23 protein-coding genes are annotated in these 18,262 nt (G+C 40.5%); all 23 read right to left on the bottom strand.

Annotated elements, in window-relative coordinates; all coding sequences use genetic code 11:
- On the bottom strand, window positions 1-521 hold a 521-nt coding region (locus ACLTU0_RS05735; protein WP_412321629.1), incomplete at its 3' end, for a hypothetical protein.
- A gap of 17 nt (window positions 522-538) precedes the next feature.
- Entirely contained in the window at window positions 539-1,078 is a 540-nt protein-coding gene (locus ACLTU0_RS05730; RefSeq protein ID WP_412275640.1) for a putative phage tail protein, read from the bottom strand.
- Window positions 1,071-2,096, bottom strand: a complete 1,026-nt coding sequence (locus ACLTU0_RS05725) for a baseplate J/gp47 family protein (RefSeq protein ID WP_412321628.1) — start codon at window positions 2,094-2,096, stop codon at window positions 1,071-1,073. The genes ACLTU0_RS05730 and ACLTU0_RS05725 overlap by 8 nt, the downstream gene beginning before the upstream one ends.
- A complete protein-coding gene (locus ACLTU0_RS05720) occupies window positions 2,096-2,482 on the bottom strand; it encodes a DUF2634 domain-containing protein (RefSeq protein ID WP_022229634.1) in 387 nt (128 codons plus the stop codon). Before ACLTU0_RS05720 ends, ACLTU0_RS05725 begins: the two co-directional genes overlap by 1 nt.
- The gene (locus ACLTU0_RS05715; RefSeq protein ID WP_022229633.1) at window positions 2,475-2,750 is read right to left on the bottom strand and encodes a DUF2577 family protein; all 276 of its coding nucleotides are present in this window, start codon (window positions 2,748-2,750) and stop codon (window positions 2,475-2,477) included. The genes ACLTU0_RS05720 and ACLTU0_RS05715 overlap by 8 nt, the downstream gene beginning before the upstream one ends.
- Complete coding sequence (locus tag ACLTU0_RS05710) at window positions 2,747-4,672, bottom strand: hypothetical protein (protein WP_412321627.1); 1,926 nt, start codon at window positions 4,670-4,672, stop codon at window positions 2,747-2,749. Before ACLTU0_RS05710 ends, ACLTU0_RS05715 begins: the two co-directional genes overlap by 4 nt.
- A gap of 124 nt (window positions 4,673-4,796) precedes the next feature.
- Window positions 4,797-5,630, bottom strand: a complete 834-nt coding sequence (locus ACLTU0_RS05705; RefSeq protein ID WP_412321626.1) for an S-layer homology domain-containing protein — start codon at window positions 5,628-5,630, stop codon at window positions 4,797-4,799.
- 8 nt (window positions 5,631-5,638) lie between these two features.
- The gene (locus ACLTU0_RS05700) at window positions 5,639-8,077 is read right to left on the bottom strand and encodes a hypothetical protein (RefSeq protein WP_412321625.1); all 2,439 of its coding nucleotides are present in this window, start codon (window positions 8,075-8,077) and stop codon (window positions 5,639-5,641) included.
- Between the two features lie 2 nt (window positions 8,078-8,079).
- A complete protein-coding gene (locus ACLTU0_RS05695; protein ID WP_337599968.1) occupies window positions 8,080-8,223 on the bottom strand; it encodes a hypothetical protein in 144 nt (47 codons plus the stop codon).
- Between the two features lie 23 nt (window positions 8,224-8,246).
- Window positions 8,247-8,627 (bottom strand): phage tail assembly chaperone, encoded by a 381-nt coding sequence (locus ACLTU0_RS05690; protein ID WP_022229629.1) that lies wholly within the window; start codon window positions 8,625-8,627, stop codon window positions 8,247-8,249.
- An 18-nt stretch (window positions 8,628-8,645) separates the two neighbouring features.
- Window positions 8,646-9,086 carry a phage tail tube protein gene (locus ACLTU0_RS05685; protein ID WP_147514072.1) on the bottom strand — a complete coding sequence of 147 codons (441 nt, stop codon included), beginning with the start codon at window positions 9,084-9,086 and terminating at the stop codon, window positions 8,646-8,648.
- Window positions 9,087-9,092: 6 nt separating this feature from the next.
- Window positions 9,093-10,139, bottom strand: coding sequence for a phage tail sheath C-terminal domain-containing protein (locus ACLTU0_RS05680; protein WP_022229627.1), 1,047 nt, complete (start codon window positions 10,137-10,139; stop codon window positions 9,093-9,095).
- Window positions 10,139-10,567, bottom strand: coding sequence for a DUF6838 family protein (locus ACLTU0_RS05675; RefSeq protein ID WP_337599964.1), 429 nt, complete (start codon window positions 10,565-10,567; stop codon window positions 10,139-10,141). Before ACLTU0_RS05675 ends, ACLTU0_RS05680 begins: the two co-directional genes overlap by 1 nt.
- Window positions 10,564-10,998, bottom strand: a complete 435-nt coding sequence (locus ACLTU0_RS05670; protein ID WP_412321624.1) for an HK97 gp10 family phage protein — start codon at window positions 10,996-10,998, stop codon at window positions 10,564-10,566. Before ACLTU0_RS05670 ends, ACLTU0_RS05675 begins: the two co-directional genes overlap by 4 nt.
- Window positions 10,998-11,357: a hypothetical protein gene (locus ACLTU0_RS05665; protein WP_412321630.1), complete on the bottom strand. Its 360-nt coding sequence runs from the start codon at window positions 11,355-11,357 to the stop codon at window positions 10,998-11,000. The genes ACLTU0_RS05670 and ACLTU0_RS05665 overlap by 1 nt, the downstream gene beginning before the upstream one ends.
- Window positions 11,357-11,689 carry a hypothetical protein gene (locus ACLTU0_RS05660; RefSeq protein ID WP_117968428.1) on the bottom strand — a complete coding sequence of 111 codons (333 nt, stop codon included), beginning with the start codon at window positions 11,687-11,689 and terminating at the stop codon, window positions 11,357-11,359. The genes ACLTU0_RS05665 and ACLTU0_RS05660 overlap by 1 nt, the downstream gene beginning before the upstream one ends.
- Before the next feature lie 11 nt (window positions 11,690-11,700).
- Window positions 11,701-12,714: a major capsid protein gene (locus ACLTU0_RS05655; RefSeq protein WP_412321623.1), complete on the bottom strand. Its 1,014-nt coding sequence runs from the start codon at window positions 12,712-12,714 to the stop codon at window positions 11,701-11,703.
- A 1-nt stretch (window position 12,715) separates the two neighbouring features.
- Window positions 12,716-13,327: a phage scaffolding protein gene (locus ACLTU0_RS05650; protein WP_412321622.1), complete on the bottom strand. Its 612-nt coding sequence runs from the start codon at window positions 13,325-13,327 to the stop codon at window positions 12,716-12,718.
- A 206-nt stretch (window positions 13,328-13,533) separates the two neighbouring features.
- Complete coding sequence (locus ACLTU0_RS05645) at window positions 13,534-13,851, bottom strand: YjcQ family protein (protein WP_022229621.1); 318 nt, start codon at window positions 13,849-13,851, stop codon at window positions 13,534-13,536.
- A 52-nt stretch (window positions 13,852-13,903) separates the two neighbouring features.
- Entirely contained in the window at window positions 13,904-14,062 is a 159-nt protein-coding gene (locus ACLTU0_RS05640; protein ID WP_022229620.1) for a hypothetical protein, read from the bottom strand.
- Window positions 14,059-15,615: a minor capsid protein gene (locus ACLTU0_RS05635; protein WP_022229619.1), complete on the bottom strand. Its 1,557-nt coding sequence runs from the start codon at window positions 15,613-15,615 to the stop codon at window positions 14,059-14,061. Before ACLTU0_RS05635 ends, ACLTU0_RS05640 begins: the two co-directional genes overlap by 4 nt.
- On the bottom strand, window positions 15,584-16,939 hold the full coding sequence (locus tag ACLTU0_RS05630) for a phage portal protein (RefSeq protein WP_412321621.1): 1,356 nt from the start codon (window positions 16,937-16,939) through the stop codon (window positions 15,584-15,586). Before ACLTU0_RS05630 ends, ACLTU0_RS05635 begins: the two co-directional genes overlap by 32 nt.
- A gap of 15 nt (window positions 16,940-16,954) precedes the next feature.
- Window positions 16,955-18,262 (bottom strand): phage terminase large subunit (gene terL / locus ACLTU0_RS05625; RefSeq protein WP_412321620.1); only part of this gene is annotated, 1,308 nt, incomplete at its 5' end.

The following is an 18,262-nucleotide window of genomic DNA, read 5'->3' as shown; positions in this document are numbered from 1 at the left end:
TGTTGCCATACAGGAGCACCACTACCATTACTAATCAAATTATACCCTGCCGGTCCCCCACTCGTTGGTGCATACCACGACTTGCTTGCCGTTGCCGAACCGTTATAGTTCGTTGCTGAACCGTTCATTGTCAATGTCAATGAATTCGGATTTTGCATTGACGTTGGTTTGTTTGATAGGTCAGTATATGAACCTGTAAACGCCACTGTTTTTAGGTCAGTGAAAAACTTTTTTATTTTGCCGAACAATGTACTCAGCGTTTCACCGGAAGTTATATTAACTCGTGTGCTTGCCTCTGTAAATGTCGGTTGTTGCAAATTCTTATCCGCCTCTGTTCTTGCGGTTTCTTCGTTTGACAGTTTTGACTGAATTTCAGTAATGCACTTACTTACCAAACTCCAAAACCAATTAAAAACATTTGCCGACGGTTTATATCCGGCTTTAAATCCGTCATTTTTCAGACTATCGCTCGGCTCGGTGCCTGTATTCTTCCATTCGGGCAAACTATTATTAAAATTCATACATTTATTCTCCCCTCTTAAATATTTCCTAAGTAACCGCCGTGACCGTTACCATCGGCAAATCCTGTTTCAATGTTATAGTCATTTTCGTGGTCGGCAAATTCAAATGTTCCGCTATATTCATACGCATATAATACCGACAAATGTGCCGGTTTCAGATCCTCGATAATATTCTTAATCACACTTTCCGGCACATTCGGTTGATGAAAAGTCACAGTAAAACTGTAATTCTTAATATCTTCGGTTATATCAACCAATACACCGTAACTCTCAATTACCGCCCGCAAATTCGCCTTTGTTGAGGTTTGCGACCCTCTCATTCTTATTTTAATAAGGCTCTTTCGTGCCTCAAGGGTATTGCCGATTTCTGATATACCCAAACTTTTTTCATATTCTCTTACGGCATCTTCATCGGCACTGTCAATAAATCTGTTTTTCATAAACATTTCTATCAACTCATACAAACGTTCAAATTCCGCATTGACGGGTGTATTTAATGCTTTTATATACCGTGACTTTTTATAGTACGACGGTAAATTCTGTCCTACATCAGCCAACGGCAACACCCCCAAGAACGGCAATTTCAGTTTCGGATATTGTGATATTTTCTGTTTTTGAATTGATTTTCAAATTTGAATAATCATCAACACCGTCTGTATTCAATATGGTTTGACCTATTTTTGCATACGACACATAGCCGTTCGCAAAAGACACATCACGCAAATAACTTCTGATATTCGCTTTAATATTTTCGAGTGTACTTCCGTCCACATCTGCCGAAAACGTAATATTTATACTTACTGCCGTTGCAGTGGTAACGGTCACATCTGCACCTATCGGGCATTGTTCATCTATATAACTCTGTACCTTATTTATAAGCTCACTTCCGGCAAGTTGTTTTTCACTGTCAACGATTATCACTTTAACCGTTCCTGCTCCGTTCCACAACGGCAAGCATTTTGCGTCACCCACTCCGTCAACTGATTTTGCCCAAGAGATATACTGCCACTTATTTCCGCTTGTTATAGGATGCGAAACATATTCGGTAAAACGCTTTCGCAGTTCAACATCACTTTCTTTGTCACTGCCTCCTGTGGTTGAAATTTCATTTGTTACGGATATAAGTCCTTGAATCGTAACCGGAAATCTGTTTATTTTCCCTTTTTCAACATTGCCTTTTACTCCGGCGCTGTCACACACAATTCGTACCGTTACACTTCCGTCGTTTGGTATAATCGCATTTTCGGTTATATTAAATATAACATTACCTGCCGCCACCTTTTCACCGACAGACACTTTTGCTCCGACGTTACCGCTTACAGTCACACAGCCTGTTGCATAGCTTGCCTCTTTGCGTTCCAATCCAAACTCACCTACACGCATATCAAGATACTTACCCGTAGCGGTTGACGCATAAAAATAGGAGTCAAGAGATGATATAATATCATAAACATTCTCAAACTCCGTTGCCGTTGATTTTTCTATATCGTATGTATAAGTTCCCGATGACGTATCATATCTTGACGGTATCTGCAAAAGCATACGTTCAAGTATTGTATCAATAGTTTCAGCCATTATATCGCCCCCTTAACGTCATTTATATCGCCGTACACGCTGTTTACGGTAAAAGATACTGTAAGCAGTGAGCCGTCTACTTCCATATTAAAGTTATCAATACTTACTATATCTTCATTTGCGGTAAGCATTTCGGTTATCTCGCGCTTGACTTCCGAACGGATGTAGTCACGATTGTAATTCTTTCCGACAAAAGTATCTTCTATATTTATACCGTATCCTGTACCGTTATAAATTTTATATCTGCCCTTTTGCGTATTGAGTATTTTTTGCACCCAATTTTTTATACGTTCCCTGCCGACCGTCATTTTCGGACGACCGTTTATAATAATAAAATCGCCCTTTTGAAAATCAAATGCAGGTTCTGTTTTTGTGTAATCAGCCATTCTCCGTCACCCCCAACACCAAATATCTGTTATTGCCTCTGTACGGAATCATTGCAACTTCTCTGCCTTTATAAACATATCGTCCGTCAATATCCTGTTTGTATAAATCAATAAGACTTTTTATATGGTCCTTAGTCAGAATTATTTTAGAGGTGAATTGTATTTTAAGGTTCGGTAGCTCAATTATTTTACCGAATACGACAAAATCACTCGTTGCGTTTTCACGGTCCTTAAACATCTTTGCAAGTGTTTCGACTCCGTTTTTCATACTAATCTCTCCATATCAATTTTATTGTAGTGAACACCGTTTTTTATACTGTGCTGACTGCTTGTAATCACATATTTAACACCGTCTTTTTCTATCGTACTTCCGGCTCGTGTATAGCTTGTCAGCTCCTCGATTATTTCACCGGAATACGTTTCATCTTCCTTATTCAGCTCGCCAAGATTTTTCTTTGCCAAGTCCGACGCATTATCTCCGTCATTCATTTTTACCACTTCTTGGAGAAAGCCGTATTTTGATATACTCTCCTCGGCTTTCAGAGTAGTCATAACGTCCGTATCTGTTATCACCTTAACACTGTTCTTCATATTCTCAATACTGCCTTTATGCTCAATATTACCCATATACTGTACTGAATTTTTGAGTTCGGTATTCGGCGATATTCTAAACTTCGGCTCGACCACCTTATCATTGCACAAATATATACGCATACCGTCGGGTACAAAGTCAAAGTTATACCCGTTTCCGCACTTATCAAGAATATCCTTGATAACGTCCGATACGGGCTTGTCGATATATATTTGCGTTATAAGCGTACTCAATTCGGGAATAAGCACAATCGGAATGTATAAATCGTTGCATATTTTCTTTATGCAGTCATCGGCTCGCATAGATGTAAACTGATATGTGTCGGTAGTTTTGTTCAGATACCACCCTACATCAACGGCAGTATATTTGTTTTCATACATTGCTCCGTCGTCAACCTCGATTATTACACCTCTGAAATCTTCTTTATCTCCTCCGCTGTACCTCATAATATCACCCATTTTTGGTATGTATATATTCATATACTTCATTTCTTTAGGTTTCGGAGTGCTGAAAGACATCGTTGTCGCAAGTGTATTTTTTGTATTTGTCCACGATATATCTCCTATATGCTTTGATACGTCTGTATCATTTACCACTACTTTCAAAGCACCGTCTAACTGCATAGGTGCTTGTTTGAAAATCGAATTGTGGATAGGTATTTTTTCGTTGGTATCCGCAAAATGATATTCTTTTTCACCCGATGTACTTCCTGTACTTCCGTATGTCGGCTCTGTATCGCTTGTCCAAATTCTCACAACACGGGCAGAGCGGTTAATCCCCTCCGACTCTAATGCAGATGTGAATTTTTCATTGCCTGTTACAACATTTCCGTCAATGATAAACTCCGTCATATTTGCATCACTGCCTGTGTGATACATATGTCGGCTGTCGGTTTCGCTGTCTTTCTTTTCGTCACCTTTGACTGCGTATATCACTTTACCGTCGTCAAATTCAATCTTAACAAACGTGCCGTCCGGTCCGTAATACGAACCGAGTGCCATACAAATAAAATCTTTGTACTTTCGCAATCCGCCGTTTGACGTACTGCTGTCACTGCCCCACAAGTATTTATATCCGCTTGCTTGACTGTTCGTATATGTTTGATATGCCATATATGATTTAGTTGCGAGCGACTTTCCTATGTTCGGTATTTCTCTCTCAACCCAGTTTGCAATATAACCGCCTCCGTCTTTGGTATATCTGAGTACACAGTCCCACGGATAATTTCTGTAAGGCACATTGGTAACAATACCGAATGATGTTCCTCTTGCCTCAACTGTTGTTCCGCCGTCCGCCTGTACCAAAGCGGTATGGTCTGCTTTATTTAAAAGCACATCACCTTTTAACATACCTGCTCCGTTTGACAGATTACAGGATGACGTTACGTCTTTAAATCCACACGAAATAAAAACGTTATACATATCCCCCGTATATGTAGCACCATTATCTTTAACAGGCACTCCCGCATTTTGATACGCTGTTATAACAAAAGAAGAACAATCATAATGCGGTCCCCATCTCACGTCTTGACTGTACCAATGACTATCGTCATTTGCAATATCTATCGCCCATTGAACTGCATTATCAATTACACCCATATAAACCTCCTTTTCGGCATACAAAAAAGTACATCGAATTTCGATGTACTTTTTAAGCCTTATTTGAAATTTTTAATTTGTCTTTTGTTTTATTATATTACAAAAGGAAAATATTGCAACATTTTTAATCACCGAAACAACCGGCATTATCCATAATAACAAGCAAACGTATCATACTCTTTGTCAAACCGTATCCGTCCTCGCCGTCACCGTTTAGATAGCCTTTTCTTTTTACCTTTTCAATAGTCGCCTCTGCCCATGACGGCATAACGTCAACCGTATAATTTTCAAATCCGTCTGTTTTGTCAATAATAACAAGTGTACGAATAATATCCATTGTAAGACCGAGTTCGTTATCGTCTGTACCGCTTATAATACCTCTGTCCATCAACTTTTGAATAGTCGGTTTAGCCCAAGACGGCATATTATCGTCCATATAGTTATAGACCATCGTGTTTTCAACACTGCTAAGCCTTTCTTCTATATTATCAATCCTCGCCATTATTTCATCATACTGTGCCACTGTCAACCCCTCCTGTACATCGTTTAAAAGATTTACTTCTCCAAGTTCGATTGAATAATTCAAATCGCCGCCTGTGCCTACACTGTAATCAAACTTATCTATTGCCGCCGCTGTATTTATGTCAACATTGCAAATACCTGTTGATGTAATGACAAGCCTTATCGGAAGTTTACGCTTACGCCAATTTTCAATCTTGTCTGCGTATTCCTGCCCTTTCATACTTCTGTCCCTTAAATACGGATAGTCGGTCATCGGTAAGAAACTGCTCCACGATACAGTTTTAAGCTCGGGATTTCCGATAATTTTTATCCAGCCGTAATTTGCCGTTTCAAAAGTTTCCGTACCTTGTGAACTCGATACGGTAAATTCGGACGGCGTGACAGGAATATGTATAACTTCTTCACTGTTGTTTATGCTTAAATAGAAATCTAACATTTTGCCTCCTACATATTTGCCATACATTTTTGAATTTTAGGAACTATTACGTTTATAACGTCGTCGGCGATTTCATCGGCGGTTTTGTTGTCGGCGTTTATAACTATCTTAATTTCATTCGTTATAGTATTGCCGCCTTTGTTGCTTTCGGCTATGTATTGACTTAAATTGTTCCAAAATGTTCTAAGCGGAAGTATCGCCTCTGCTCCTGCCTCTCCGCCCATTTGAACTTTTCCGTTTGCATATCCGAACGCTGTCGGACGTGTCATAATACCGCCTTTTGCATTCCATTCAAGTCCAAGTTTCGGAATCGGTGTACTGACACCGGCTATACTTACCGTACCTTTTTGTACAATCTTAGGCGCTTTGATAATTCCTTTAATCTTACCCCAAACTTCCGATACCTTGTCGGCAATACTGCCGAATATCTCCTTGACTTTGTTCACCGCCGCACTGATTTTTTCAGTAATACCATTTTTAATGTTTTCAAAAATAGTCATTACGGTGTTTTTCACATTGCCAAACGCTTCGCTGAATTTACCTTTTACGACTTCCATCTTTTCACCGACTGCATTGACAACCTCGCCGAGCTTACCGCCTGTTAATTGATTAATTGCGTCATAGCCTGTCCTGTAGTATTCCTTGACACCCTCTATTGCCGCAAATGTAGCACCTTTCAGTCCACCGCCGTGCGCGTCATAGGCACTTTTTATGTTGTTCAGTTTCTCCGATACAACATTTTTAACACCGCCCCATAATTCTGACGTTTTTTCTTTGACTCCGTTCCACATCTCGCTTCCGATTGATTTGATACCTTCCCAAATTGACTTTATCAACTGCAAACCCAAATCAAACCAATTAACAGACTTAAATCCTTTTACGATTGCACCCGTTATTCGCGGTAAAGCCACTATCAACTGCGGAATTGCCCGTACAAGTCCGACTGCTAAGTTTACGACCAACTGCATTCCGTTTTGTATAATTTGGGGCATCATCGAATATGACGCGCTAACAATTCCTGTTATCAGATTTACACCTGCATCTATTATTCTCGGTAAATTTGCTATCAAACCGTTAGCTAATGACGCAACAAGCTGAACGGCTCCCATAATAAGCAATGGTATGTTGTTCACTAATCCATTGACTAACCCCTCTATCAAAGTTACTGCTCCGTTCACAATTTGAGGCATAGAATTAGTTAATCCTTGCATTAAATTGCTGACTATTTTTGATGCTGCATCTAATAACTGTGGCACTACGGTTGAAATACCGGCGACCGCTACAATAATTATATTGCTCAAGCACTCTGAAAATTGCGTTGCGTTCTGTGTCAGACCATTTACCAAAGACGATATAAGCGATACGGCACTGTTTGCCAATGTAGGAGCGAGGTCATTAATTAACGGTGGAATTGTTTCGCCGATTACCGGTGCCAAACCCTCAATTAAATAGCCGACACCACTCAAAGCACCTTTAATGGCGGGTATAATATTCTGTCCGAATGTTACGGCTGTATTAATCAATGCGTCTAAACTTTGGTCAAACATATCTCCGCCTGTTGTCAGTCCCACCAACACGTTTTGAAATGCCGCTTTCAGTGACCCCCACGATCCGCTTATTGTCGTGCTTGCCTCTTTTGCCGTTGTTCCCGTTATGTCCATTTGCGTTTGGATTGCATGAATAGCCTGTGTAATATCGGCAAATGATGAAATGTCGTACCTCTGTCCCGTAAGTTTTTCTGCGTCACTGAGAAGTCGTTTCATTTCCTCTTGTGTACCGCCGTAACCTAACTTCAAGTTGTCAAGCATAGTATAATTCTGTTTTGCAAATCCCTGATACGCATTTTTTATGGACTCCATATCCGTACCCATTTTATTTGCATTATCGGACATATCAACCAATGCCGAATTTGCGTAATCCGCCGCCTTGTTTGTATCTCCGCCTAAGCTTGATATTAATGACGCTGAAAATCCCGTAACAGTATCCATATATTCATTCGCCGACATTCCGGCAGTCATATATGCCTTATTTGCATTTTCTAATACAACATTTTGCGCACTCATCAAACTGTCGTATTTCCCTTGAATATCAGAAACACTTTTACCGACACTCTGTGCATATTCCTCAACACTTCTTCCGCCTGCTCCGAACAACGTTTCTACACCGCCCGTAAGTTGTTCATAATCAGCAAATGCACCGACAGACTTTGAAACCAAAGCCGTTACGGCAGTCGCCGCGGCCGCTCCTGCCACCGCTAAACCTTTTCCGACTTTTATGGCACTGCTCCCTATACCTTTCATTACAGAAGACATTTTTGTGGCGCTGTTCGTTGCGTCTTTCATCGACTCATTCATATTTTTGACACTGCCGATTACACTTTTTATCCCTCGGGCAAATCCGCTTGCATTAAGGTTCATATTCAGAACTATCGAACTTTTATTCTGCAAAACTATTCACCTCCCAATGCCTTCCACTTTGCGTACTCGTCATCATTTGCCTTTTTGGCACTTGCAAGGAAAAATATTTTTTCAATTTCCGGTCTTGCAAGCACCTTTTCGGGCAATATTCCTCTTTGCAGATAATGATGTATCATATAGAGTTCATCATCTGCCTCTATCAGTTTTTTACTTCTTCAACAAGTTTTACACTGTCGATATATCCCGCAAGTTTCATACACTCCATTGCAATCGGTGAGATTTCGCCGTCGTCAAAAATCTTTTCTACGATTTCTTCGGGATATGTACAGCCGTATGCCTCCTGAAGTTCTTTTGAATGTAAATCCGGTTCGGCAACACACTCATAAACAAGGTGAGCGTCACCGTCCTTTTCCATTTCCGCCGATTCTGTTGCAAGCGACTTTGTCGGTGCTTTTATAACAATCTCGCCACCAAGGCTTTTTACATAAACTCTCGCTCTTTTTACGTTTTTCTTTGCCTCAAGCACTTGCTCCTTACGCTTAATAAGTTCCGCAAGAGTAATTTTTGTATTCTTATCCATAATCTTTTACCTCCGTTATTACGCATTCATTGTAGATGTAAGGTCATAGTCGGTAAAACCGCCGCTGAATTCTTCTTCAACTATCTTACCGGTTTCAAAATTCATAAGTGACACATCATTATACCAACAATTATCAAGTTGAATTGTTTCATAACCGCCGTTATCAGGATCTTCAAGTCTTGCCACCAACGTATGTCTTGTATCTTTACCTTTTTTATGTCCGTCAGCTATTTCTTTACCCCTTGAATATACTTTTCGTACGGTATATGAAAATTCATAGTCAACGCCCATAAGCTTTGAATCGTTCGTTGTATCGCCGGCAAAACTTACACTCTCACGATTTGTCTTTTCCTTTGCCTCAAACTTATACACTTCATAGGCAAGACTTCCGTCAATCCAAAGTTTACCGAATGTACCGGAACAAAGTTGATTGCCTCTCGGTTTAACACTTTCAGCCATTATCTATCACTCCAATCCTATTTTAAAACTCAAGTCCTCAATACAATCCTGTATTGTAATATCCGCACCCGCAAATATGATACTTCCCGTATTTGCCACTTCGACCTCACTGTCTGTCCAATCCGACACGTCATATTTTTGAGCAAGCCATTCACGTTGCGACTGAACGTCAATATAAGCTCTGCAATCGGCACCGTCATACAATACGCCCTGTGACTGCAACGACTTAAAATACTGATTAACCGCACCGATAAACAACATTTTATTTTCGTGACTGTTTACAACATTAATATAATTTTCCTCAAACGATGCTTTTATATCATCTCTTATGAGGTCAAGACTGTCTATAATCTTGATTTTCTTCATATCCTCCGTCTTATCGCCCGACAATGTTACAAGCGAATTGACACCTCTGCCGACTTTAACCTTTTCGCCGTCATTGATAAGTATAAACTTACCGCCGTCAATATCATCATCCGGAGTTGTACTTTCCGTTATGCTTTCAACCTCCGCAAGAGTTTGATACGTCGCACCCTCTGTCATAGGCAATCCTGCCAAAAGTCCTGCAATACGGCAACAGTATTCGGCAGTGGTATAAACCTTTGTACCGACTTTTATATCATTGGTTGCGAAGTTTATAATACCCTCATTATTCGCCGCATACGGAAGTACGGCTTTAAATGTCTTTTTCGCATTTCTCTGTGCAATAATCCAATCCGCAATATCTTTTTCGTTATCGGCAAGCGACGGTATTGCAAGGTAATTCCACTTTTTATTTTTTAATCGTGCAAGTGCGTCGTCATAAGTATCTTCCGCACCTATTCTCTCGACAATAACCCTTTGCGGTCCGCCGAGGAACGTCTTGCTTATGTAATCATAATTTGCGGTTGTCCAATGAGATTTTACAACTTCACTCTCATTTGTATACGAATATGATGTAATATCACCTTTGGTTGCGTCACGCAAAATCAGTGCAACAATGCCGTTTGCACTTCGTTTAATTGCCGTTTCAGCTTTGGACTGAAACACTATATTTATTTCAGGTAAACCCATTATAAATCTCCTCCTAACATCAAATCTTCTGCCTTATCGTATGTACTTTCGTTTCTCACCTTAACGGTGTAATTGTATACAAGCTCCGTCACAAGCGTATAGTTTTCCAAAGAGAAATTAATATCAAAGCACCTTACACGCATACCGTCTGACAGTACAAGCGGTTTATACAAAAACAAGCCTCTCAATTTTTCAGCCACTTCGATAAATTCGTCTTGACTTATCTCTTTCGGAACATATCGTATTTTTACCGTCTGCGTTTCATCGTCCAAAAATGAATTTGTCGACTGTACGTTAAGCGGAAACATTTCAACGATAAAGCAAGGCTCTGAAAATCCTTGTTCGGTGTATGCCGTATATACCGCATAATCATCGCCAAACAGGTTATGAATAGCTTTCGTCACTGCATTTTTTATTTTTGATGTCATTTCAATACTTCCTCCATTTTCTGCATAAGTATTTTAGGTGCATCCCTTTCGACTTTCGGTACTACGGTGTTAAGATACTTTTTACCCTCAACCCACTTTTTGCCGTTTTTCTTAGGCTTGTACTTCGGGGACGTACCCTTTCCGAGCCTTGTACGGTGTCCGAACTCCACATAAGGAGCATATTCAAGTGCGGTATATATTCCGCCTTTTACCGTACTTCCGCTTACAGTTGTTCTTTCTGCTTGCCAACTCTTTTTCAGTGTACCGCCCGTTTTACCGTTCTTGTAATGTCCGGGTTTTGTTACGTTACTGATGTATTTTAATGCCCTCTGTGAAATTACATTCATAGCCGATGCACAAGCTTTGGTGTAATCCGCACTTTCCATTTGCTTTTGTAATTTCTCAAGCTGTGAAAAATCAATCTCATTCATTACGCATAATCCTCGAATAATTCCAGTGCAATTTCTTGGTGTGATGTATAAACCGCACTTTCACCGCTACGGCAATAGTCAGTTGTTTTTCCGTTTTGTGTAACGGTTATTTTACTGCCCGACGGTATTTCAACCTCCGGCGCAATAAAAAGCACAACCGATTGCGATATGGTGCTGTATCCATCGTCCTTTGCCGCCGAATTTCGGCTTTGAAACGAAAGTCGGCAAGGCTGTTCCGTTAAAACAGCCTTTTCGGTAAATACAGTTTCGCCTGTTTCCTCATTCACGCTTGAAACTTTCACTTTGACCGAGCATAAACCTTTATACAGTCTTTCAATCGCCGCTCTTACCATATTCATCACCACACCAACTTTCTGAAACGTGCAAGCCTTGCTTTGTAGTCTTTAAACACGCTCGACATACTGCTTGAATTACTGCCGTACGATACGGTAACATCGCCCTCTTTGATTGACGTTACATTGTCATATTGCCCCGATGATGACGACACGTCATAGCGGAACAAGTCCGCCGCCATAAGTATAACGGTATGCTTTAAATCATCGGGAATACTGTCAATGTGGCAATAATTCTTGATATATTCGATTGTGCTTTCAATACACCTTTCGGCTTTTCCTCTGTCATCTTCGCTTATGCCGTACATATCCGTAAAAACAGTTATATACTCGTCCATAAGTCACCTCATCAAATCTTGTGACGCATTTCGACAATTCTAATCTGCTTAGGGTCATATACAGGTGTCCAGTTTGTTGCATTAGCAAGTTCCGTACGCGTAGGACCTTCCGTATTTGCGACATCGGCGTCCGTAAACTTAACACCGCGTGGGTGAAGAATATACGTCTTACGATTGATAAGATAGTCAACACCACTGCCCTTTTTCTTATCTCTGTCTGTTTCGGTTGCAACAAACTTTTCCGGTGTACCGTTACCGAGTGCAATCGCACCGTTGCCGAAAAGATATGTTGAAAATACTTGACTTGAACCCGAACCTGTTACGGGACAGCCGTCGTCAATAATAACTCGCTTACCCATATATGTACTGAACGGATTTGCACCGGACGGCTGAATCACGTCAATAAGGTCTTGCTTTCTGAGTGCCGCCTCAACCGCACTGTGCATAACAACGGCGGTAAGTTCCGCTTTGTTGTCGCCTAAAAGCTGTTGTGCGTCAATAAAAGCACTTCCGCTCCACTTTGCACTGTTACCGCTTGTGCTTGAAATATCAAGAATGTTTGACGCAAGTCTTGTTTCAGCCTCTTTAGGCGAACCGTCGGACACTGCCGGAATTGTGCCGAAGATACCTTTAAGCACTGCGATAAGTTCCTTTTGTAAATCTCTCACCCAAAAGTCGGATACAAGACTTGCAATCGCCGCCATAGGGTCAGCACCCGACATTGCGGCTGAAAGGTCTGTTGCACTCCACATTTTTGCACGTCTTAAAATTACCGCAACGTCTTTCTTACTGCTGATTTTGTCGGCGGTAAGGTCGTCGCCCTCGATAACCGTTTCCGATTCACCTGTTAGGTCAGAGAAAAACGGCATATTTACAAGCGGACTTGCCTGTGACGCAAGCTTGTCAAACTCTGCGTCGTTTTGAACTATACCGCTCTGCACAAGTGCCGATTTTTCAAGTGTTTTTTGAATAACGTACGGATTAAACAGTTCCGGTACGATAATATCTGATAATGTTGTTCCCATATTAAATTCCTCCTGTCGTTCCTGCCTCTTGCATTAATACTTTTGCTCTTGCAGGGTCGTTTTTATAAATTTCACCTTGTTTGGTAAGATTGAATGTGTCCTTTGCCCAAGGATTTACGTCTGAACTTCCACCGCCGCTTTTTGGTGTGTATGCTCCGCCTTTTTCGGCAAAAAGGTGTGAGTACGTCTTATCCTCTCTGAGCGGTTTAAGAATATCGTCCACACCGACAGGCTTGCCGTCTTTGTCGAATGTAAACTTGTCAATTCCGCCTTGCTTGTAAATAAGATAGTCGGCATCGGTTACACCGGCTTTTGAAAGCTGTTCCTTTAATGCGTATGTCTTTGCGGTGTTCAACGCATCTGTTTTAAGCGTTTCAATCTCGCTTTCATACCCTTTGATTTTGTTCTGCAATTCCGCGTTGTCGGCATTTGATTGTTTAAGGTCCTCAATGGTTTTGTTCGCCGTTTTAAGCTCCGTAACTTTGTCATTGAAAACATTTTTCGGTACTGCATACTTCGGAAATTCGGAGTTTACAGTCGACATCACTCCGTCAATATCCAACTTGCCGTCCTCAATCTTCGCCTTTTCCAATATTGCCTTTAACCATTCCATTCTTATTTCTCCTCCATAATTTTTTATTCAGGTGCGTTCCTGTAAAAAAGCATTGTTCTTTATTCTCTGCAACACTTGAAAAAAGAGTATAAAAAAAGCACCGTTTCATAGGTGCTAAGGCGGTAAACCTCGTATATTCACTTGTTCCACTCTCCTTTTTCGTATCAAAAAAGCACGCCCTAAGACGTGCTTAATGTATATTTAATTTATATACCGGGAATTGTTTCTTTAATGCTTTTAGCTAAATTTGCCGCTTTTTTCATCAAAGAATTTTCGCTAAGATATTCAAGTCCTTTTAATGTTATTCGGACATCATCGAATTTGATTCCCTGTATTCCTATCATATCAACTATGATTACTCCGGTTATATATTCTTCTTTGGCAAGCATTCTGATAATATTCTCAAATCGATTTTCTGTTATCTTGAAATTTTCTGCCTTTAGCAAAGACCTATCAACTTCATCACAATCCATTGCACTTTCAAGGACTTTAAGTATTTTATAAATAACTTTAAAATTATCCATTGCCTATACTCCCTTTGTTGTAATAAAAACATATTCATTAGTGTTTTTTGCTTTAATCAAACATACTATATTCTTTTCGTAACTTCTCGTAATACTTTTTTACTTCTTCAGGTGCATCTTCTCGTAAGTGGCATTCTCCGTCGGGATACTCTTCCCATTTGTCCAACTCTTTACTCATCTTCAAATCATATTCTGTTATAAGCCTCATCATTTTACACACCTCTTTACCAATTCCAATAACCGCTTATCTTTTACAATTCCCTTTTTCTCTTGTAACAGCACTTCCGCAATTAATTCATTTAATTGTCTGTTGCCCTCTCTTTTCAATCCATCTTTTGCATTTCGACTAACAGTATTTGACACATAAGAATAATCAAGTCTTTGTTGTTCCTTTACGTATTTCCGCAACTCTGATTCTATGTTCATTTTATTACTTTCTCCACCGTTTGTCAACACAAAATCCCAATGTTTCTTATGGAACATTTCATGCCACAATACATCAAGCTTGTTCTCCGCGACAAAATACCCGTCTTTTAGCATTTCATTCAAAAAGCTTTCATCTGTCAATTTCTCATTGATATATAAGCGATTGTTTTTGTGACTGTATGCGGCTATACCTTTTATTGATTTTGCTATTACGATTTCTGAAACATCACCCAATAAATCGATACTATTCTTAGTATCTATTACAAACTTTATTGTATTCTGTGCGTTCTTCGAGTTTGTTTGCGTATAAATACCGTTATGATTTTTTACAGGATTGCATTTACATCTAACACCATCTTCATCAAATACTTTCGACAAAGACATAGTATCAGTATCTTCAACATTTTCAAGTGTTTCCTCTTCTTCCACAAAATATCCCGTTATTGTACCACGACAACGGGTATGAAACGGCGGTGCGGTTATGCCTTGCTGATATTCGGACAGTTTAAAATGCTTTCCGTGCATACTTGCACACTCATCGCAAATATCACTGTCCATATTCTCGTCAATCTCGTATTCGTCACACCCTGCGTCCATTATCGAACGCAATCTTGCGTCAACCATAATATGCGTATATTCCGTCTGATACAGTGCGGCGGAACGGCTTTTTGAAACATTCATTCTTGCAGAAATATTTTTAATCATTTTATCGGGACTGTCGCCCCTCGTTATGCCATGTACAAGATTTGTATTAAGTTCTCTCAAAAGTTTCTGCTTATCATTCCATATTCGGTCAGAGAAGTTACTTCCGTCAAGCCACTTTTCATATATCGCATTCTTTACCGTGTCACGGTCGAACTTTGCAAAATTAACAGCATAATCAACCGAATCGGCAATATGTTTATTTGTTGTATAATATGTATCACTGTATGCCTTTTTAAGTGATGTTGAAAATTTATCCTCTTGCTTTTGTTTCAAGAGTTCGACTTCTCCACGCATTTGATATTTGAGTGCCTCCAAACGGCTTACCCTTGAACGCATATACTCATTATCAAGCATTGTCGTCCACTTGCCGTCTGCGTTATCAAGTGCCTTTTCGCGAAATTCTTCAAGCGACAGCTTAAACCCTTTAAGTTCGTCACGACTTAGCTGTTTTCGTGCCTCTGCCATACTGATACCGTTTTCACCCGCATACCTTGCGTAAAACGTTTCAATCTCTTTTTTTATGCCGTTTAAGGACCTTTCATACTCTTTTATGAGTTCGCGTTCTATATCATCGGCTTTCTGTGCGTGGATTTTTAAAAGCTCACTGTTCCTCTTCTTCCAATACTCGTTCATTATGTCCACCCATTATATCGTCACTGTCGTCCTTTTCTTCCGCAATTCTCTCCATTTCCTTATCTGCGTCCTCGACAAACGGATGACGTTCAATAATCGTGCGTTGAGATATAACACCAACGCTTTTTTGTGCTATATCCGCAAGTTCGGTGTCGTTTGAAACGCTTGTCCTTGTCCACGTCTGCGTGACATTTTCACAAGCGATACCGCTGTAATCGCATATCGCTTTGATGAGTTCTTCAAACCCACTCCTAAACTCCATTTCTGCCATACCGGCTTTGAGTTCAAGCAGTGAATACAAATATTTCAATGCCGTACCCGATGAATTACCGAAGTTCTGCGGATCGGGATCAATACCTTTGCCCTGTTCAAAAATACTCTTGCGTGTCATTTGGAGCATTTTCTCTCTTGCCTCAACCGGAATATCAATCGTCAAAGTCGAAAGTCCTCCGCTTGCTCCGTCCTCCGAATCAAGCTTAATAGTCTTGTACTTCTTGAGCTGTGTCAAAAACTCTGAAAGGCTCTCGCCCTCATATCCGCTTAGTACGAATATAATCTCCTGTATATCTTCGAGGTCGTTTATAAAACCGCTGTACGTTTTGTCATATGTATCAATAAGTCCTTTTATCGGTGTAAGGTCATCACGATGAAAGCCGTTATTGAAAAACGGAATAAACGGTACACGTCCGAAATTATGACTGTACACGTTACATATAGTTCCGTTTGTTTCAACGTCGTACACGTTGAACATATTATACATTTCAAGCCGTTCAAGACCGTCGCCAATCTTCTTACGGAATACACTGCATTCCTTATCAGTCCAATACTCATAAACGTGGTAAGTGTCACCGTTATCGTCAAGCTCTTGATATGTTCTGAAACACGCCGTAAGTTCGTGTTCCAAAGTATCGCTCCATATCGGTATAACTTGCTTGCTGTCTATAACGTCGTACTTAAATCCGTCATTATCCCAGTAGTGAATCCAACCCAAACCCGCATTTGACGCATTTATCGCAAGTCTTGAACATATTTTCGTGTATCGACTGCCGAGTATATTGCTTATTTTCTCATTCGCCGATTTATTCCCGACATCAAATAACGGCGGTGATGTAAACATATACGCCGCTTTTTGGTCTACAAGCAATCCGTGAAAATTAGACGGTATTCTGTTGTCCGCATTCCTCAAAGGTTTTTCGCCGTCACTGTGCGTCATATGCAGAATGTCATTATCGTTCAGATAATATCGTTCCGCCGTCTGCACTCTTGATATAAAATTTTCGTGTCCGGGTATATATTTCTTTATCAGTTTCTTTACTGTTTCCAAATCCAATTTTATCACCTACTTTAAAATTGACAGTCCGCCTTTTTTCCTGTTCATCATCTCTGCAATACCTGTTGTTGCGTCGGGTGCGTCGTCGTGCTTGTTCTTGCCCTCACGCTGATATGTCGTCATCGCCTTATAGTATTCGGGAAAACGTATGTGCCAGTCGCAAGGAAAATATATATGCTCCATTACCCAAGTGCTGTTGGATAATATTCGTGCCTCTTTGTTATTGCTTTGGTGAAACCATTTCACCGTTGTAAAATTACTGCCGTATTTTTCGGCAAGGATTTCACGCACACGTCTTGCGAACGAACGTCCGCCGTTATTGCTTTCAATCTTTGCAAGGTTGACGTTGTTCTCGTATAATCTACGTGCCGTTTCACCCTCTGTAACCTCCATAGGCTCGTCGGTATAATACACGTCTATGACGTATACTTCTTTGCCGTATATACCGTATATTATGTTGCAGAGATAGTCCGCACCTGTATCGGCGGTATCGCAATATGATTGTATTTGCGTAATCGGCGGTAAGCTGTCGTATGTTTTAAGCGTTGTGTAGAGTTTGCCTTGCAAATCAATCGGCTCTTGCTGATAATTCGCACTTGCTATGTCCGCACCCATTGCCTTAATCTTTAAGTCGTAACTGCTCCGTGACAAGATTTCATCACATAGCATATTGCCGTCATCACAAACGGCTTTCATCGTGATTACTCTGTGAGATATGTTGTTGTCGCTGAAATACTCAATCGCACGTCCCGCAAGGTCGCCCGAAGCCCACCGTGTCATTATAATGATTATCTTGCCTTTTTCTTCAAGTCGTGAAAGCATTGTGTTCGTAAACCATTCCCAATGCTTTTCTTTGACTGTTTCGTTGTATGCCTCCTCGGCATTTTTGATAAGGTCGTCGATTATAAGTAAACTCGCTCCGAAACCTGTCGCAGTACCGGACGGCGATGTGGCAAGATAGTTGTTGTAACCGCCCTCAAGGCTCCACAGGTTCATTGCTCCGTCACCTTGCTTTATCCTCACATTCGGAAATATGTCACTGTAAATAATCTTATCCTTATCCGCTTTTTCCTCTTGAATAGCATTACGCACCGCTTTTGAAAATGTGGTTGATAACGTTTCATTGTATGAACCGGTCATTATCTTTTCACTTTGATTTCTGCCGAGTACCCATTCGACAAACATTGACGCAGTACGGCTCTTGCCGTGACGCGGCGGTAAATTGATAATCAATGCGTTCTCGTCACTTTCGTAAAACGATTGCATTTCATTGCATAACCGTACAAGAAATTCTCGCTCCGGCTTGTAGAATAACGG

The sequence above is a fragment of the Hominilimicola sp. genome, from assembly GCF_046972485.1.
GTDB lineage: Bacteria > Bacillota > Clostridia > UBA1381 > UBA1381 > Hominilimicola > Hominilimicola fabiformis.
This window is presented reverse-complemented; position numbering and strand designations above follow the sequence as displayed.

Excerpts from the sequence above, each read along its gene's own strand:
- ACLTU0_RS05725 (WP_412321628.1), bottom strand. The coding sequence starts at position 2,096 with ATGGCTGAAACTATTGATACAATACTTGAACGTATGCTTTTGCAGATA.
- ACLTU0_RS05720 (WP_022229634.1), bottom strand. The coding sequence starts at position 2,482 with ATGGCTGATTACACAAAAACAGAACCTGCATTTGATTTTCAAAAGGGC.
- ACLTU0_RS05715 (WP_022229633.1), bottom strand. The coding sequence starts at position 2,750 with ATGAAAAACGGAGTCGAAACACTTGCAAAGATGTTTAAGGACCGTGAA.
- ACLTU0_RS05710 (WP_412321627.1), bottom strand. The coding sequence starts at position 4,672 with ATGGGTGTAATTGATAATGCAGTTCAATGGGCGATAGATATTGCAAAT.
- ACLTU0_RS05705 (WP_412321626.1), bottom strand. The coding sequence starts at position 5,630 with ATGTTAGATTTCTATTTAAGCATAAACAACAGTGAAGAAGTTATACAT.
- ACLTU0_RS05695 (WP_337599968.1), bottom strand. The coding sequence starts at position 8,223 with ATGATACATCATTATCTGCAAAGAGGAATATTGCCCGAAAAGGTGCTT.
- ACLTU0_RS05690 (WP_022229629.1), bottom strand. The coding sequence starts at position 8,627 with ATGGATAAGAATACAAAAATTACTCTTGCGGAACTTATTAAGCGTAAG.
- ACLTU0_RS05685 (WP_147514072.1), bottom strand. The coding sequence starts at position 9,086 with ATGGCTGAAAGTGTTAAACCGAGAGGCAATCAACTTTGTTCCGGTACA.
- ACLTU0_RS05680 (WP_022229627.1), bottom strand. The coding sequence starts at position 10,139 with ATGGGTTTACCTGAAATAAATATAGTGTTTCAGTCCAAAGCTGAAACG.
- ACLTU0_RS05675 (WP_337599964.1), bottom strand. The coding sequence starts at position 10,567 with ATGACATCAAAAATAAAAAATGCAGTGACGAAAGCTATTCATAACCTG.
- ACLTU0_RS05670 (WP_412321624.1), bottom strand. The coding sequence starts at position 10,998 with ATGAATGAGATTGATTTTTCACAGCTTGAGAAATTACAAAAGCAAATG.
- ACLTU0_RS05665 (WP_412321630.1), bottom strand. The coding sequence starts at position 11,357 with ATGAATATGGTAAGAGCGGCGATTGAAAGACTGTATAAAGGTTTATGC.
- ACLTU0_RS05660 (WP_117968428.1), bottom strand. The coding sequence starts at position 11,689 with ATGGACGAGTATATAACTGTTTTTACGGATATGTACGGCATAAGCGAA.
- ACLTU0_RS05655 (WP_412321623.1), bottom strand. The coding sequence starts at position 12,714 with ATGGGAACAACATTATCAGATATTATCGTACCGGAACTGTTTAATCCG.
- ACLTU0_RS05650 (WP_412321622.1), bottom strand. The coding sequence starts at position 13,327 with ATGGAATGGTTAAAGGCAATATTGGAAAAGGCGAAGATTGAGGACGGC.
- ACLTU0_RS05645 (WP_022229621.1), bottom strand. The coding sequence starts at position 13,851 with ATGGATAATTTTAAAGTTATTTATAAAATACTTAAAGTCCTTGAAAGT.
- ACLTU0_RS05640 (WP_022229620.1), bottom strand. The coding sequence starts at position 14,062 with ATGATGAGGCTTATAACAGAATATGATTTGAAGATGAGTAAAGAGTTG.
- ACLTU0_RS05635 (WP_022229619.1), bottom strand. The coding sequence starts at position 15,615 with ATGAACGAGTATTGGAAGAAGAGGAACAGTGAGCTTTTAAAAATCCAC.